The sequence below is a fragment of the Nitratireductor sp. GISD-1A_MAKvit genome (assembly GCF_040819555.1).
Lineage (GTDB): Bacteria > Pseudomonadota > Alphaproteobacteria > Rhizobiales > Rhizobiaceae > Nitratireductor.
In genome coordinates, this window is record NZ_CP161920.1 from 194,531 (window position 1) to 209,653 (window position 15,123).

Genomic DNA, 15,123 nt, shown 5'->3' on the forward strand with positions numbered 1-15,123 from the left:
GTTACTCGCTGATGCTCATGAAGCGCGTCCCATGAACATTCTGGATGTTGTCTTCCCAACCATTGAGTTTGGACGACACCAGCGAAAGGGACGAATAGAAGAGAAGCGGAATGTAGGGCATGTCTGCCAGGAACATCGCTTCTGCTTCACGCAGGATCTCGGCGCGCTTGACCAGATCGGTCTCGGCAGCGGCCTTGTCCATCAGTGCGTCATATTCCGGGTTCTCATACTGGGCGTAGTTGAAACCGGTGTTGTCGCTCTCGACCAGGAACAGGAAGTTCTGCGGGTCGGAGTAATCGCCGATCCAGCCGGCGCGCGCCACGTCGAAATCCTTCTGATCGCGCAGGTTCGCATAGTGTGCGGACAGGTCGCGAACATTGAATTTGACATCGACGCCGAGCGGCTTCCACATGTCGGCAATCGCGGTCGCCGTGTTCTTGTGGTTCTCGGAGTTGTTGTAGGCCAGCTCGATGGTCAGCGGATTGTCTTCACCGTAACCGGCCTCCTTCATCAGCTCGATCGCCTTGTCCTCGCGGTCGAGCGGGGACATATCGGCCCAGTCGGCCTGCGCGCCGCCGCCTTCATAGTTGCCGATGCCGGGCGGAACCAGCGAATAGGCCGGAAGCATGGAGCCGGCCCAGATCTCATCGCCCAGGAATTCGCGGTCGATGGCCATGGCCAGCGCCTGACGCACGTTTGAATCGGCCAGCGCCTCGCGCTTCATATTGAGCGCGTAGTAGTAAGTACCGAGATAGGGCGTGATGCGAACCTGATCGCCAAGACGCTCCTTGAGCGACTTGATCTGTTCGGTTGGCAGGTCGGAGCAGCTATGCACTTCACCAGCCTCGAAACGGCGCACGCAGGTGGCACGGTCCTCGATCGGCAGATACTCGATCCGGTCGATCTGTACGCTGTCGGCGTCATGGAAGTTCTCGTTCTTCTCCATGACGATCTTGTCGCCCGGCTGGAAGGATACGAGCGTGTAGGCGCCGTTGGTGACGATGTTTTCAGGCGCGACGAAATCGGTGCCATGCGCTTCCACCGCCTTGGGGTTCACCGGCAGGCCGGTCTGGTGGGTCAGGAGCTCAAGGAAGTAGGGGGTCGGCTGTTCGAGCGTGATTTCGAGCGTGCGCTCATCCACCGCCTTGACGCCAAGCTGATCGGCTTCCGCCTCACCCTTGTTGATCGCTTCTGCATTCTTGATCGGGTAGAGAATGTTGGCGTATTTCGCCCCCGTATCCGGCATCATGATGCGACGCAGAGAGAAAACAAAATCCTCGGCCACGACCGGGTCGCCATTCGACCATTTGGCATCTTCACGCAGATTGAAGGTGTAGACGGTGCCATCGTCGGAGATGGTCCATTCTTCCGCCACGCCGGGGATGATCTTGGCGCTTGCATCATAGACGACGAGACCTTCATAGAGATCGCGCAGAAGATGCGCCTCAACGACAGTGGACGTCTTGTGCTGATCGAGCGTCTCCGGATCGCCATCATTGGCGCGCACATAGGTGACAGCCGACGCTGCCATGGCCGAAGAGAGAAGAATCGTGCCCGCGAGCAGCGGCCGTATCAGGGATTTCAACATTTCCCGCACTCCCATTTTTTGCTTGCCTGTCATCCATTCGATGGATGAGAGAAGCGGCATTTGGCAATGAAATGCCGTATACGTCAAACGCTTTCGGGACACTTTTCCCAAGGTTGCAAGAATTGCGCAACAATCCCCGTCAGGATGCACTGTCCTTAGAAACATAATTGCTTTCCGACCAATGGGTTGAGCCCGGCGGCCGGGGTCGGTTGAAAAGCGAGGGAATGTATTCATTGCCTGCACCGCGCATGACGACTGCCATGCGCGATGCCTTAATTGAAGGCCGACGGGATCAGGCCTTCAGCGACTGTAGTCAGTCAACGCCGGCTTCGAAAAACACCGACGGTTTTTCTTGCGCCGCGTTGCCGATTGAATAGACGGTGTAGCGTGCTGCCGGGTCGTCCCCCATCCCGAGGGATCCGACAGGCATTCCCGGAACGGCGATCCCCCTGATGTCGGGCCGCTCGGTAAGAAGCTTTTCTAGCGCCTCAAGCGGCACATGCCCCTCCAGCACATATTTCCGGTCGCCGTCGATGACTGCGGTGTGACAGGATTCCATTTCTGCCGAGACGCCTGCCTGTTTCTTGATGGTGGAAAGGTCTTCCAGATCCACCGTCTTGATGTGGAATCCGGCCCGCTCCATGGCGTCTGCCCAGAGCTCGCAGCAGCCGCAATAAGGCGTCTTGAAAACCGTCATGGACCTGTCGTCGCCTGCCGCCGCATGTGCTGTTGCAAGCGTCGCAAGGAGTGCAATGGCTGCGCCGGCGGCCCGGCTGAATTTGTGTTTGAATGTCATGTTTCACCCTGTGTGATTTGTGATCAGTGTCTGGAAAGGTTGGAGAAACCTGCCTCAAAGTCTGATCGGTGGGCGAAACAGGCCAGCCATGACCGGATCGTGGGGTGAACTGCGTGGGCCCGGCGCATACGGCGAGACCGACGACGGGAAACAGGCGATGTGGATCGAGGGCAGGTAGTGGCAGTCTGTCACACAGCTCGACGCCCTGTCCGGGAGGCCGTCATCATGGGTGACACAGCACTGCATGACCTTGTGTTGCCCCATCGCATCCACAGCCGCCGGCGGGGCCGGCCACGGCCGCGCCCTGCAACGCCCTGCCTTCCACTGCCGGGAGCGCCCCGGCAATGAACAGGATGATGACCAAGATGAGCCTTTGCGCCATTCGCATGGATATTCCTTAGACCGCTTCGGGCAGAATATCCATCGAGACCGCCCGCCTCAGAAGCCGACTATCCTGTCGGGCAGCCATGTTGCCAGCGCGGGAAACGTCACGACCAGCAGAAGTGTAAGGACCTGCAGCAGGATGAAGGGCAACACGCCGCGGCACATCTGGCCATAGGTCATGTTCGGCGGGGCGATCGATTTCAGATAGAAGATTGACGAGGCCATGGGCGGCGTCAGATAGCCTGTCTGAATAACAATGAGCACCAGCGTTGCAAACCACACCGGATCAATGCCAGCGGCACGGATGAAGGGGGTGAACAGCGGCACGCAGATGAGCACGTTTGCCGTCCAGTCGAGCACGAAGCCCAGTACGAACACGACCGCAAGAAAAAACACGATCATGCCCGTGGGACCAAGCCCCGCACCGTCGATCACCTCACGGATAAGCCGCGCCCCACCATTGGCAGCAAAGGCTCCCATGAACATGGTGCCGGCTGCAACGATGAGCAGGATCATTGCGGAAATCCGCACCGTGATCGACAACGTTTCCCGCAGCATCGCCATCGAGAAACGCTGGTTGACAATGCAGAGCACAAGCGCGCCGGCAGCACCCACGGCGGCTGCCTCCGTCGGTGAAGCGATGCCGGCCAGGATCGACCCGAGGACGGCAACGATCAGAAGCACGACCGGCAGAAGAACGGTGGCCGTGAGGCGCAATTTCTCGGCCAGTTCCACCGGCTCCTCGGCCGGATCGTTGTCATCGGGTTTTGCCGGGTAGAGCAGGCCGTGGATGAAGATGTAGGCCAGAAACAGCACAACCATCAGCAGGCCAGGCAGCATCATGCCGGCGAGCAGCTTGCCCACCGACATCTGGGCAAGCGAGGCATACATCACGGCAATGACGGAGGGCGGGATCATCGTGCCCAGCGATCCACCGGCGCAGATCGTGCCGGCAATCAGCGTGTTGCCGTAGCGCGCCTTCTGCATTGCCGGGATGGCCATCATGCCGATCATCACTTCCACCGCGCCGACCACACCCGCGGCGGCGGCGAAGATCGCGCCCATGGCGATGGTCGCCAGCGCAAGCCCGCCGGGCAGGCGCGAAAGCCACAGGTTCATCACCCGGAAAAGCCGCTCGGCAATGCCGGAGCGTTCGAGCAGCGCGCCCATCAGGATGAACATCGGAATCGCCGAGAGAATGAAGTTCGTCGATGCCGAATAGAAGGAGCCGTAGAGCTGGTTGAACGCGACGGAGCCAAAGGCTGCGAGCCCTGCACCAACCGCGACGATGGTGAGTGAAAACGCGATCGGCAATCCCAGAAGGATCAGCGCGAACAGCGCCGGAAACATCAATCCTGCAATGAGCATGTCAGGTCTCGATCCTGAAGGTGTCGTCGTCGCGCGGTTCGGTGAGAGCGCGCAGCCCTTCGGCAAGCAGCTGGAGAGCCAGCGCCGAAAGGCCAATTGCCAGCGCACTGTAGAAGGGCCACATCAGGGGCGCCCATGGGCTGACATGCTCCACCTCCCCGGTCATCCAGGCACGCCAGGCGCGTTGGCCGGCAATGGATGCAAGCCACACGAAGACCGGAAAGAGGACGACGAGAAAGGCCAGACCGTCGATCGCACCGCGCACCCGTTTGGGCATCCGAGACGAGAGGAAGTCGATCCGTACGTGAGCGTCTTCGCGCAGGGCCTGCGCCGCGCCTAGAACGAAGAGCACACCGGTGCTCATATAAGCGATGTCGAAGGCCCAGAGTGTCGGCGCGCCGAAGATGTAGCGCGCCACCACTTCATAGAGCATGGAGGCGATCAGGATCAGCACCATCGCCTGCGCGACGATGTTCAGACCTGCTGAAATTCGATCCGCGACCGCGAGGAGAGCATGTTTCAAGATCGCCTCCCGCCGGCTTACTTTTCGTTGCGGATGAGATAACCGCTCTGCTCGACCCAGCGATCCTCATAGGCAAGATAGCCCTCAAGGATTTCGGCCATGCGGGGCTTGCCCTCGGCCTTCTGGGCCTCGGCCGTTTTCTTGATCCAGTCGCGGCCCGCATCGGACAGCTCTTTCTGGAAGGCAGCATCGAGCTCGATCACCTCGGCCTTGCTGGCGCGCAGCGTCTCCATCGCCTTCATGTCCTGATCGTAGAAGTGGATCAGCGACTGAAGCGTGGTCAGCTCGGCGGCTGCCTCGATCTTCGCCCTGAGTGCCTCGTCTAGTGCCTCCCAGGTTTCCTGCTTGACCACGACTTCCCACAGGAAGGTGGGCTGATGAACGCCCGGCACGACGATATAGGGGGCCGCCTCGTGGAAGCCTTCCGGCAGATTGCCTGAGGGCGGGCCCCATTCAATCGCATCGACGCCCTTGCGCTCCAGCAGTGTGTAGATTTCGCCCGGGGGCACAACGGTCGGCACCGCTTCGAAATAGTCGCGCATTACCTCGGCCCAGGGGCCGGATGTGCGGTATTTCAGCCCCTTGAGGTCGGCTGCGCTTTTAATCGGCTTGTTGGCGTGCGCCATGATCTCGGATGAGCCGATGCCCACAACGAGCGACTTCAGGCCTTCTTCGGCACGGATCTCGGCGAGCTTTTCCTTGCCACCCTCTTCAAAGATCCACGTGGAATAGGCCTCGGGCCCCATACCGCCCGGGAATCCGGCAAAGATCGCGTTCACCGGATCCTGATTGACCAGGTAGCTCGGGGTCGAATGACCGGCCTCGACAATGCCGTCCTTGACGCCGTCATAGACCTGCAGCGCCGGTACAAGGATACCCGCGCCAAAGGGCTGGATCTCGACAGCACCATCGGTCAGGAGATCCACATTGTCAGCAAAGCGCTCAAGGAAATTGACGTAAAACGGAGACCCCTCCGGCACGGATGTCGGAACACGCCAGGTCACTTCCTGCGCCTGCGCACCAAACGCTGCAAACGCCACGGCCCCGACCAGGGCCAATCGTTTCAGGCTGAGAAACATCTCAACTCCTCCAATTATATTTTTAATTACCCGGTGAACCCGTCCGGGATGCACTCAAAATTTATACATCGCTCATTCTTCATGTCGACAAAAAAAATAATTAAATCTTTTAAGCGGCTTTGCGCCTTTTTCGCGGTCGGACCGCCCGCCCAAAAGGAAAGGCGCGGCGCGCCTCACCGCGTGCCACGCCTGACCACTGTTTCAGAGTCGGTGCCGTAGGATCAGTCTCGCGCATCCTCCGGCAGAAGCGCCGCTGGCATGTTCTGGTAGCAGACCGGACGCAGGAAACGCCTGATCGACAGCGTCCCGACGCTGGTGGCGCCAAAATTCGTGCTTGCCGGATAAGGCCCTCCGTGAACCATGGAATCGACCACCTCGACCCCCGTCGGGAAGCCGTTCACGAGCAGCCTGCCCGCCTTGCGCTCCAGAACGGGCCGCAGGGCCTGGGCCACGGCAATGTCGGCATCGTCCATCTGAAGCGTCACGGTAAGCTGCCCTTCAAGCGCGCGGGCGATGGCCTCAATCTCTTTCGCGGAAGCGGCACGGACCAACAGCCCGAGCGGTCCGAAGACCTCATGATGCAATTGCGGATTTTCCAGGAAGTTCGCCGCTGAGGTCTCGAAAAGCGCGGGGGAAGCCTGGCGCCCCTCCGCCTCGGCCACCATGACGGGGCGCACTGCATCGCTTTGCGCGATCATTTCGCGTCCGGCATTGAAAGACCTTGCGATGCCATCGGTCAGCATGACCTGTGCATCTACCTGCTTCAGCGCTTCAGCAGCCGCCTGAACAAATCGATCGGTCGCCTCGCCATCAATCGCTACCGCGATGCCGGGATTGGTGCAGAACTGCCCCGCTCCCATGGTGAGCGAGGCAGCCCAGCCGCGCCCGATTTCCTCGCCTCGCGCTTCGAGTGCCCTGGGAAGAACCAACATTGGATTGACGGATCCCAGCTCGCCGAAAAACGGGATCGGCTCTGGCCGTGCAGCACAGAGATCGAACAGAGCGCGGCCACCTGCAAGGCTACCGGTAAAGCCGACCGCCTTGATCAGCGGGTGCTGAACGAGTGCCTGTCCCACGCTGCGGTCACCGCCCTGAACAAGCGAGAACACGCCGACCGGCATGTCGCATTTCTCGATGGCCGCCCTGATCGCCTCCGCGACGATCTCACCGGTTCCCGGATGCGCTTCGTGGCCCTTGACCACCACCGGGCAGCCAGCCGCCAGAGCGGCAGCTGTGTCCCCACCGGCGGTGGAGAATGCGAGCGGGAAATTGGACGCGCCGAACACGGCGACCGGGCCGATGGGACGCTGCACCATGACCAGTTCGGGCCGGGGGGCGGGCTGACGGTCCGGCATGGCCTTGTCATGGCGTCGGTCGAGATAATCCCCCTTTCGAATATGGTTTGCGAACAGGCGAAGCTGGCCGCAGGTGCGTCCGCGCTCTCCGTCAAGGCGTGCTGCCGGAAGGCCCGTCTCCTGTGTGCCGATCTCGGTAATATCGGCACCCCGGACTTCGATTTCGTCAGCGATGGTTTCGAGGAACCGGGCGCGTTCCTCACGGGAGCAGCCCGCATAAACCTCGAACGCCGCCTCGGCAGCCCTTACCGCGACGTCGACATGCTCCGCAGTGCCCACCGCAAAACGGTGCGCTGGACCATCCGCCGGTGAAGTTTCGAAGGTCTTGCTGCCTGCAACCCATTCGCCGGCGATAAGGTGTCTTCCATGAGGTGCGACGGGCATGCGCTCCCTCCTTTTGCTTTGCGTTTCGGACAATTCAGGTGCGGGCAAGGGCCGCAGGGCATAAGCTGCACAGCGCTTGCAACCGCCTCTTCATGCATACAATATGTATGCAAAAACTCAACCCGGAGACCGGAGGAAAGGACAACTTCATGACCGAAACCACGTTGGCCGTCGATGAGCTTGCACATCTCGTCGAGACCATCATGCTCAAGGGGGGGCTTTCCCCACTCCATGCCAGCGCTTTGACGCGGGTGATTGTGGCGGGTGAGCGCGATGCCTGCAAATCTCATGGCGTCTATCGAATTGAAGGGTGCCTGCGCACCATCAAGGCGGGCAAGGTCGTACCGGACGCAGAGCCAGAACTGGCGAGCGATGAAAGCGCCATTGTGCGCGTTGCGGCAAAGGGTGGCTTCGCAAACGCCGCATTTGAACTCGGTGCGCCGGTGCTGGCCGAAAAGGCCCGTCAATTCGGGGTCGCAGCCCTTGTCATCAACGATTGTACCCATTTTTCGGCCCTGTGGCCCGAGATTGAGACATTGACCGCACATGGCGTTGCCGCCATGGCCATGTGCCCGAGCTATGCCAGCGTTTCTCCATCCGGCGGCAATGCGCCCCTGTTGGGCACCAACCCGTTTGCGTTCGGGTGGCCGCGGCGCGACACCACCCCTTACGTGTTCGATTTTGCCACCAGCGTTGCCGCGCGTGGAGAGATCGAGCTCTATCGCCGCGCTGGAAAGGCCCTGCCGGAAGGCTGGGCGATCGACAGGAACGGGAACCCCACGACAGACCCCGAAGCTGCGCTTGATGGGGCCATGCTTCCCTTTGGCGGCCACAAGGGATCGGCCATATCCACCATGATCGAACTGCTTGCCGGGATCATGATCGGCGACCTGACGAGCCCGGAGGCGCTTGAAGCACTGGGAACCACGACCCTTGCACCAGCCCATGGCGAGCTGATTCTTGCCTTCGATCCGGCCCCGTTTCGCACAGGGACGCAGCGGCGATCCCATGGCGCGTGCGGAGGCCCTGTTTGAGGCCATGGCCGGGCAGGGAGCAAGGCTGCCCTCTCAGCGCCGGTTTGCCGCGCGCGAAAAGGCGCTGTCGGAAGGCATTCACCTGACCGGTGAGGAGATGGCGCTTCTGGAACGTCTGCGAGAAAAAGGGCTCGACGCGGTCTGATGGCAGGAGCCCTCCCGAAACGGGAGGGCTCCCAGACCGATCAGGCGGCGTATTTTGCGACCGCGCCTGGCAGCTTGCTCCAATTGCCGTACCAGTCGCGGAACAACCGGTACTGGGCCTCGGCATAACCGCGCTGGCTCTCGGACAAGGCATCCGTCTCGTTGAAATGCAGGCGGTATTCCTCGTCGCCGTTCATCACCATGAGATATTTGTAATAGAGCACAAGATCTGCCCCTTCATCGAAGGACGACAGCACACCCAGCGCCGCATCGAGCTCGGCGGCGCGCTGCCGCGCTTCCGCATCGCCTGCCGCGGCCGCCTGGCTTAATGCAACGAGGTGCAGAACCTCGCGGGGAAACACATTGCCGATGCCGGTGATGGCGCCATCGGCACCGCAGTTGACGAAGCCATGATAGACCGTGGTGTCGACGCCAATCATGAGCTTGATGTCGGGATCGCCGCTGGTGATGTTCTCCGCCGCGTAACGCAGATCGGCCGCACCGCCGAATTCCTTGAAGCCAACCAGATTGGAGTGTTCCGCGCGCAGTGCGAAGAACAGGTCAGCGCGGGTGGCAAAACCGTAATAGGGGCTGTTGTAGATGACCGCAGGCAGGTCGGGCGCAGCCGCAAGAATGGCCTTGAAGTGATCCTTCTGCGCTGCCGGTGAGCTGCCACGTGAGAGAACGCGCGGAATGACCATAAGGCCTTCTGCCCCGACCTCGGCTGCATGAGCAGCATGCGCGACGGCAATTTTGGTGTTCACGGCGCCAGTACCGACAATGACGGGAACGCCAGCGCCCACCAGCCGGGCAACGCCTTCCATGCGCTCCTCGTCGGTGAGAAGAGGCCAGTCGCCCATGGAGCCGCAATAGACCACGGCGCGCATGCCCGTTTCGATCAGTTCCTTGCCCTTGCGTACAAGCGCATCGAAATCCGGGCTGCGATCAGCCTTGCAAGGGGTCATCAAGGCGGGAATGCATCCCGAGAAAATATGGTTGGTCATGCCGATCTCCTTCAAGTGCCCGAACCGATGCCCCGCCCGACATCAAGCGGCGGCGCTTCCCGATTGGGGTCGAGATCAAAATATCACTTGTATTTTTTTTGTCGACACAAATTTATGCAAGCCGACATTGTCGCCTTCGATCGGAGGATCGCCGATGAACCGTTTGGCTAGAGCGCGACCTTCTGCCGGTGGTCTCGCGCAATCATGTTGCGGATTTGCTCGACGATCTGGTCAGCGTGCTCACTGGCCAGAATGTCGGCCTTTTCCACATCGCGTGCCGCGATGGCAGCGATCATGTCCTCATGCTCCACGACATAGCGCTTGGGAAGCTGGTCGTTGAACGAGGAGTAATATAGCCGCAGAAGCCGGCGCCCTTCATCGAGCAATCTCAGAAACAGGCTTTCATAATACGGATTACGGGCTGCGACGGCGATGGCGGCGTGAAACTCGCGATTGGTGGATATCATGGCCAGCGCGTCCTGCTCCTCAACGGCTTTGGCAAACTCTGCCTGGCGGGCGCGAATTGTCACCAGATCATCCGCCTGATGATTGCGCGCGGCGAGCCGCGTGGTCACGCGATACATCAGTGTCAGTGCATCGAAGAAGGTGTGCAGGTTCAGGAAATCGATGTTGGCGACCACCGTCGAGCGATTGGGCAGGGTTGTTACCAGTCCCTCGCCAGCGAGCCGCACAAGCGCCTCGCGAATGGGCGTGCGCGACATGGAAAGACGCTGCGCAAGCTGAATTTCATCAATCGGTGTACCGGGTGCAAGCGCCAGGTCCAGAATCTCATCCCGCAGAACATTGTAGACAAACTGCACGCCGGAACCGCGCTTGCGTTCGGCGGGTTTGCGCGTGGCGGTTTCGGACATGGCTGAACCTCATGTGTACAAGAAAAATACTGTTAGGAATGAATGGGAGTGAACGTCAAGGGCGCGACGCATCCCTGCGTCCACGCCCTTTTCACCTGCGATGGATCAATTTCGAAATGCGATGCCCGCGTGTAATGAAATATGGTTCTGCTCTCAGAGCTTAAAATAATGCAGATTGTCGTGCCCGGAAAAAGTCCGCGCAATCAATTAATTTCAATACAGCCGAGAAAAATGAGTTTTGGCTGGGGATATACCGGTGACCATGCATCCCGATGACCCGACCGGGATCGCGTCACCCGGTCTTGCATCGAGGTGCCCCGTTCCGATGGATCGCCAACGGAGAGTTTGCGACATGAACGGTTCCCCTCCACGCAGCGACGGAGGATGACAGGTGCTGGCGGGTCTGCCGGATGTGCGCATCTGCCTCGCCCGAGCGGTGGCGCAAATGCGGGCACCGGGTGCTATTTGATCCCGGCCCGCATGAAGCTCTGAACGAACTGGCGCTGAAACAGAAGGAAGCCGATCAACAGCGGCCCGGATGTTATCAGGGTTGCCGCATTGATGATGGACCACTCAATTCCACTGTCGGTGGTTGCGAAGATCGACAGACCGACTGTGAGAGGACGCGTCTCGGTGGAAGAAGTGATGATCAGCGGCCAGATGAAGTTGTTCCAGTGGTGCGAGACGGAAACCAGGCCAAACGCAAGCATGGTCGGTTTGGCGAGAGGCACGTAGACCCTCCACAGCAATCCGAGCAGCGTGCAACCCTCGATGCGTGCGGCTTCGTCCAGTTCTTTCGGGATGGTCTTGAATGTCTGACGCAGCAGGAAGATGGCGAAACCGGAAGCGAAATAGGGAAGCCCGATCGCAAGGATCGTGTCGACCAGCCCAAGGGCGCTCATCGCCGCATAGTTTCGGACAATAAGGATATCCGGCATCACCATGAGCTGAAGCAACACCAGCGAGAACAGAATGTTTTTTCCCGGGAACTCGAGCCGGGCAAAGGCAAAGCCGGCCAGGGTACACAGCACGAGCTGAGCGAAGAGGATCATGGTGACCAGCAGGATCGTGTTCACGAAATACCGTGCGAAGGGCGCCGCATTCCACGCCTCGATGAAATTTTCAAACGTGAGCGGGGCGAACAGATCGAAACGTGTCTCGTAGGCGGATGGATGAATTGCGGTCCAAACGGCGTAGAGAAGCGGAAGCAGCCAAACCAGGGCCAATGCCCAGGCACCAGCGACAAACAGCATGCGGTCGAAGCTGACCTTCCGCCCGGAAGAACCGGCGGAAACCTGTGTCCGTGCAATTGCGGTGGTGTTCATCTGTAATGCACCCGACGGTCGAGGAGAAAAAACTGGCCGATGCCGACAATTGCGAGGATGGCCACCATGACAACGGTGAGAGTTGCGGCGTAGGCAGTATCCCAGAAACGGAAGCCCTGATCGTAAATGTAGTAGAGCAACAGGATCGAAGCGTTGTTTGGCCCGCCCTGCGTCATGACAAAGACATGGTCGACCATGCGGAATGCGTTGATTGTGGCATTGACCGACACAAAGAGCGTGGTTGGCATGATCAACGGCCAGGTGACCCGCCAGAAGAAGACCCAGCTCGAAGCCCCTTCGAGCGCCGCCGCCTCGCGCAGGCTCTGCGGAATGGTCTGGAGCGCCGCGAGGAAGAAGATCATGAAGAACCCGGCCTGATTCCAGACCGTCACCGCGGTGATTGCATACAACGCCGTTGAGGGCTGCCCCACCCAGTTTACCGGGGGCAGTCCAAAAAGCCCGCGGATCTGATCGAAGAGGCCGAAACCCGGAAGATAGAAAAACAGCCAGATGTTGGCGACGGCAATCAGCGGCAGAACGGTCGGCGTGAAATACGCCATCCGAAGCACCCCCCGCCCGAGTATCCTGCGGGAAACGAACAGAGCCATGGACAGCGCCAGCGCGATCGAGGCCGGGATCGTTATCGCTGCGTAGATGGCGTTGTTGACCATCGCCTTGATGAAAACCGCATCGGTCAGCATTCGCCGGTAATTGTCGAGCCCGAGAAACACCGCGGGGCGCTGTCCACGCGGTGTGGACCAGAAGCTGTCGAGAACCGTCTGCACCGCCGGCAGATGCGTGAACCCGAAAAGCAACAGCAGCGCAGGCATCAACAGGAGCCAGGCGTTTATCCACTCGCGTTTGATCATGATCTGCGGCCTTTGGTGAGACAGGGCTCGGGGGCGGCCATTCAAGCCGCCCCCGGCTTGTTCCTACTGACGATACAGTTTCAGAACGGCATCCGCTTCGCTCTGAGCATCCTTGAGGGCCTGCTCGGCGGACTTCTCGCCGACAATCGCGGCCGCGATGGCGTCGTTCAGGATCTGACGCACGCGGGCGTTCTCATAGGTCGAGAACTCGGCAACTGCATGCTCGAGCTGGTTGCGGGCAACAAGAGCACCCGGCGCCTCCTGAACGTACTCCTTCATCTTTTCGGTTTCCCAGATGTCGGGACGTGGCGCCACATAACCGGTCGCGATTGACCATGTGGCCGCCTGTTCGGGAGCGGTCGCCCATTTCACGAAGTCGATGGCAGCACGCGTCGATTCCTCGTCATGCCCCTTGAAAAGAAAGAAATCACCGCCGCCTGTGGCAACGCCATACTGCTTGTTTTTCGGCAGCATCGCGACACCGAGATCGAAGGTTGCATTGGTTCGAATGTTGGTAAGATTGCCGGTCGTGGTGATCGCCATCGCGGTCTCGCCATCAAGGAAAGCGCGCGGGGTGGCACCCCAGTCGACAACGCCCGGAGCCATGATTTCATGCTCTTTCGAAAGGTCGACGAAGAACTCGAGCGCCTCGATCACTTCCGGCTGATCGAAATAGGTTTCGGTGCCCTGCTCGTTCATGAGTTCAGCGCCGTTCGCGATGGCAAGCGCCTGGAAAGGCCAGTAGGGAAAGCCCGAGGACGGGATGCGAACTCCCCACTGGGTAACATTCCCGCTGTCATCGCGGAGTGTAAGTTTCTTGCCGGCCTCGACAAGCTCCTCCCAGGTGCTGGGTGGCGCTTCGGGATCAAGCCCCGCTTCCTTGAAGGCGTCCTTGTTGTAATACATGACCGGCGTGGACCGCTGGAAAGGAATGCCCCAGGTCTTGCCGTCCTTGTAGGTGTTCGCACGGAATGCGTCGTAGAAGCCCCCCACCCAGGTCTCGAGTTCATCCTCGGTCAGGTAGCTGTCCCATGCCTCAACGAGGCCTTCATCCTGAAGCATGAACACGTCCACGGCGGACAGGATGGCCAGATGCGGCGGGTTGCCACCGCGAGCCGCCGTGATGGCGCGGGTTGTCGTGTCGGCATAGCTGCCGGTGTAGATGGCGTTGATCTGAACGTCGGCGTTCTCGGCCATGTACTGTTCGGTCATTTCCTGGATGGTGTTCGCCGCATCTCCTCCGACGGCAACTGGGAAATAGAGTTCGAGATCGACGGCAAGCGCCGTGGACATCGACAACGCCAGCATTGCACCGCAAAGCGACGACGTTTTCAGAAACTGTTTCATTGAATGCTCCTCCCTGGATCGTTCTCGTTTCACTTAATCAAGGCGTCGTCCGTCCGGACCGAACAGATGCGCGACCGTCTGTGGCCAGACCAGCCTGATCGTGCCCTGTGGTGTCTTTGACCGCGCAGGCTGGCGAACAATCACCTTCGCATCGCCAATCCGGGCAGCCACAAGTTCATCCGCACCCAGATATTCCACACTCTCGACCACGGCCTCCACGCCTTCGTTTCCGAGCGTAATGTCTTCCGGACGCACGCCGATCAGACAGCCATCAGGCAACCGCTCATAACCATGCACGTGGTGGGCCGGGATGAGGTTCATCGGCGGCGTGCCGATGAACCTTGCGCAAAAGGTGGTGGCTGGACTGCTGTAGAGTTCGCGCGGGGACGCGATCTGCTCGATGCGCCCCTGGTTCATCACGACGATCTTGTCTGCCATTGTCATGGCTTCGACCTGATCGTGGGTCACGTAGACCATGGTCAGGCCCAGGCGCTGCTGCAACTCGCGAATTTCGACGCGCATGCTCGCACGCAACTTTGCATCGAGATTGGAAAGCGGCTCATCCATCAGACAAACCGGCGCTTCAGCCACAATGGCACGGCCAAGGGCGACCCGCTGCTGCTGCCCGCCGGAGAGCTGGTTGGGCGTCCGATCGAGCAGTTCGCCCAGGTTGAGAATTTCACACGCCCGCTTCAGCCGGCGCTCGCGCTCGGCCGCATCAACGCGTCTCACCCGAAGGCCGAAGATGATGTTTTCCTTCACGGTCAGGTGGGGAAACAGCGCGTAGGACTGAAACACCATGGCAACGCCATGATCGGCAGGCGAAGCATTCGTTACATCGCGACCGCTGATACGAATGGTGCCGGAACTGACTTCATCCAGCCCGGCAATCAGTCGCAGCGTTGTTGACTTGCCGCAGCCGGATGGCCCCAGCAACACGGTCAGCGTGCCCGGCTCCACCTCGAAGCTCACCTGGTGAACAGCATTCACCGTTCCCCACCGCTTGCTGAGATCGCTGACCTGAATTCCCGACATTTCCGATCCTCTGCCC

General features: G+C 60.1%; 12 protein-coding genes and 1 pseudogene. 1 reads left to right on the forward strand and 12 read right to left on the reverse strand.

Annotation, left to right across the window (positions count from 1 at the left end):
- Nucleotide 1 precedes the first annotated feature (1 nt).
- The 6 genes from AB2N04_RS02115 to AB2N04_RS02140 all read right to left on the reverse strand — a co-directional run bounded on the left by AB2N04_RS02115 (nucleotide 2) and on the right by AB2N04_RS02140 (nucleotide 7,477).
- Complete coding sequence (locus AB2N04_RS02115) at nucleotides 2–1,588, reverse strand: peptide ABC transporter substrate-binding protein (protein ID WP_367716725.1); 1,587 nt, start codon at nucleotides 1,586–1,588, stop codon at nucleotides 2–4.
- A gap of 313 nt (nucleotides 1,589–1,901) precedes the next feature.
- Entirely contained in the window at nucleotides 1,902–2,384 is a 483-nt protein-coding gene (locus tag AB2N04_RS02120) for a DUF411 domain-containing protein (protein ID WP_367716727.1), read from the reverse strand.
- A 438-nt stretch (nucleotides 2,385–2,822) separates the two neighbouring features.
- Complete coding sequence (locus AB2N04_RS02125) at nucleotides 2,823–4,136, reverse strand: TRAP transporter large permease subunit (RefSeq protein ID WP_367716729.1); 1,314 nt, start codon at nucleotides 4,134–4,136, stop codon at nucleotides 2,823–2,825.
- A 1-nt stretch (nucleotide 4,137) separates the two neighbouring features.
- Nucleotides 4,138–4,659 carry a TRAP transporter small permease subunit gene (locus tag AB2N04_RS02130; protein ID WP_367716730.1) on the reverse strand — a complete coding sequence of 174 codons (522 nt, stop codon included), beginning with the start codon at nucleotides 4,657–4,659 and terminating at the stop codon, nucleotides 4,138–4,140.
- Nucleotides 4,660–4,676: 17 nt separating this feature from the next.
- Entirely contained in the window at nucleotides 4,677–5,738 is a 1,062-nt protein-coding gene (gene dctP, locus AB2N04_RS02135; RefSeq protein WP_367716731.1) for a TRAP transporter substrate-binding protein DctP, read from the reverse strand.
- Nucleotides 5,739–5,959: 221 nt separating this feature from the next.
- Nucleotides 5,960–7,477 carry an aldehyde dehydrogenase (NADP(+)) gene (locus AB2N04_RS02140; RefSeq protein ID WP_367716733.1) on the reverse strand — a complete coding sequence of 506 codons (1,518 nt, stop codon included), beginning with the start codon at nucleotides 7,475–7,477 and terminating at the stop codon, nucleotides 5,960–5,962.
- 149 nt (nucleotides 7,478–7,626) lie between these two features.
- On the opposite strand from AB2N04_RS02140, the pseudogene AB2N04_RS02145 reads away from it, so the two are divergent.
- Nucleotides 7,627–8,656 (forward strand): annotated as a pseudogene (locus AB2N04_RS02145) (Ldh family oxidoreductase).
- 40 nt (nucleotides 8,657–8,696) lie between these two features.
- Here the strand turns inward: AB2N04_RS02145 and AB2N04_RS02150 are convergent.
- The 6 genes from AB2N04_RS02150 to AB2N04_RS02175 all read right to left on the reverse strand — a co-directional run bounded on the left by AB2N04_RS02150 (nucleotide 8,697) and on the right by AB2N04_RS02175 (nucleotide 15,107).
- A complete protein-coding gene (locus tag AB2N04_RS02150) occupies nucleotides 8,697–9,659 on the reverse strand; it encodes a dihydrodipicolinate synthase family protein (protein WP_367716735.1) in 963 nt (320 codons plus the stop codon).
- 167 nt (nucleotides 9,660–9,826) lie between these two features.
- Complete coding sequence (locus AB2N04_RS02155) at nucleotides 9,827–10,531, reverse strand: GntR family transcriptional regulator (RefSeq protein ID WP_367716736.1); 705 nt, start codon at nucleotides 10,529–10,531, stop codon at nucleotides 9,827–9,829.
- Nucleotides 10,532–10,992: 461 nt separating this feature from the next.
- Nucleotides 10,993–11,856, reverse strand: coding sequence for a carbohydrate ABC transporter permease (locus AB2N04_RS02160; protein WP_367716738.1), 864 nt, complete (start codon nucleotides 11,854–11,856; stop codon nucleotides 10,993–10,995).
- Nucleotides 11,853–12,725, reverse strand: a complete 873-nt coding sequence (locus tag AB2N04_RS02165) for a carbohydrate ABC transporter permease (protein WP_367716740.1) — start codon at nucleotides 12,723–12,725, stop codon at nucleotides 11,853–11,855. Before AB2N04_RS02165 ends, AB2N04_RS02160 begins: the two co-directional genes overlap by 4 nt.
- A 63-nt stretch (nucleotides 12,726–12,788) precedes the next feature.
- Entirely contained in the window at nucleotides 12,789–14,072 is a 1,284-nt protein-coding gene (locus tag AB2N04_RS02170; protein ID WP_367716742.1) for an ABC transporter substrate-binding protein, read from the reverse strand.
- Between the two features lie 33 nt (nucleotides 14,073–14,105).
- A complete protein-coding gene (locus AB2N04_RS02175; RefSeq protein ID WP_367716743.1) occupies nucleotides 14,106–15,107 on the reverse strand; it encodes an ABC transporter ATP-binding protein in 1,002 nt (333 codons plus the stop codon).
- Nucleotides 15,108–15,123: the final 16 nt, after the last annotated feature.

Excerpts from the sequence above, each read along its gene's own strand:
- AB2N04_RS02175 (WP_367716743.1), bottom strand. The coding sequence starts at position 15,107 with ATGTCGGGAATTCAGGTCAGCGATCTCAGCAAGCGGTGGGGAACGGTG.
- AB2N04_RS02115 (WP_367716725.1), bottom strand. The coding sequence starts at position 1,588 with ATGTTGAAATCCCTGATACGGCCGCTGCTCGCGGGCACGATTCTTCTC.
- dctP (WP_367716731.1), bottom strand. The coding sequence starts at position 5,738 with ATGTTTCTCAGCCTGAAACGATTGGCCCTGGTCGGGGCCGTGGCGTTT.
- AB2N04_RS02155 (WP_367716736.1), bottom strand. The coding sequence starts at position 10,531 with ATGTCCGAAACCGCCACGCGCAAACCCGCCGAACGCAAGCGCGGTTCC.
- AB2N04_RS02120 (WP_367716727.1), bottom strand. The coding sequence starts at position 2,384 with ATGACATTCAAACACAAATTCAGCCGGGCCGCCGGCGCAGCCATTGCA.
- AB2N04_RS02160 (WP_367716738.1), bottom strand. The coding sequence starts at position 11,856 with ATGAACACCACCGCAATTGCACGGACACAGGTTTCCGCCGGTTCTTCC.
- AB2N04_RS02140 (WP_367716733.1), bottom strand. The coding sequence starts at position 7,477 with ATGCCCGTCGCACCTCATGGAAGACACCTTATCGCCGGCGAATGGGTT.
- AB2N04_RS02150 (WP_367716735.1), bottom strand. The coding sequence starts at position 9,659 with ATGACCAACCATATTTTCTCGGGATGCATTCCCGCCTTGATGACCCCT.
- AB2N04_RS02165 (WP_367716740.1), bottom strand. The coding sequence starts at position 12,725 with ATGATCAAACGCGAGTGGATAAACGCCTGGCTCCTGTTGATGCCTGCG.
- AB2N04_RS02125 (WP_367716729.1), bottom strand. The coding sequence starts at position 4,136 with ATGCTCATTGCAGGATTGATGTTTCCGGCGCTGTTCGCGCTGATCCTT.
- AB2N04_RS02170 (WP_367716742.1), bottom strand. The coding sequence starts at position 14,072 with ATGAAACAGTTTCTGAAAACGTCGTCGCTTTGCGGTGCAATGCTGGCG.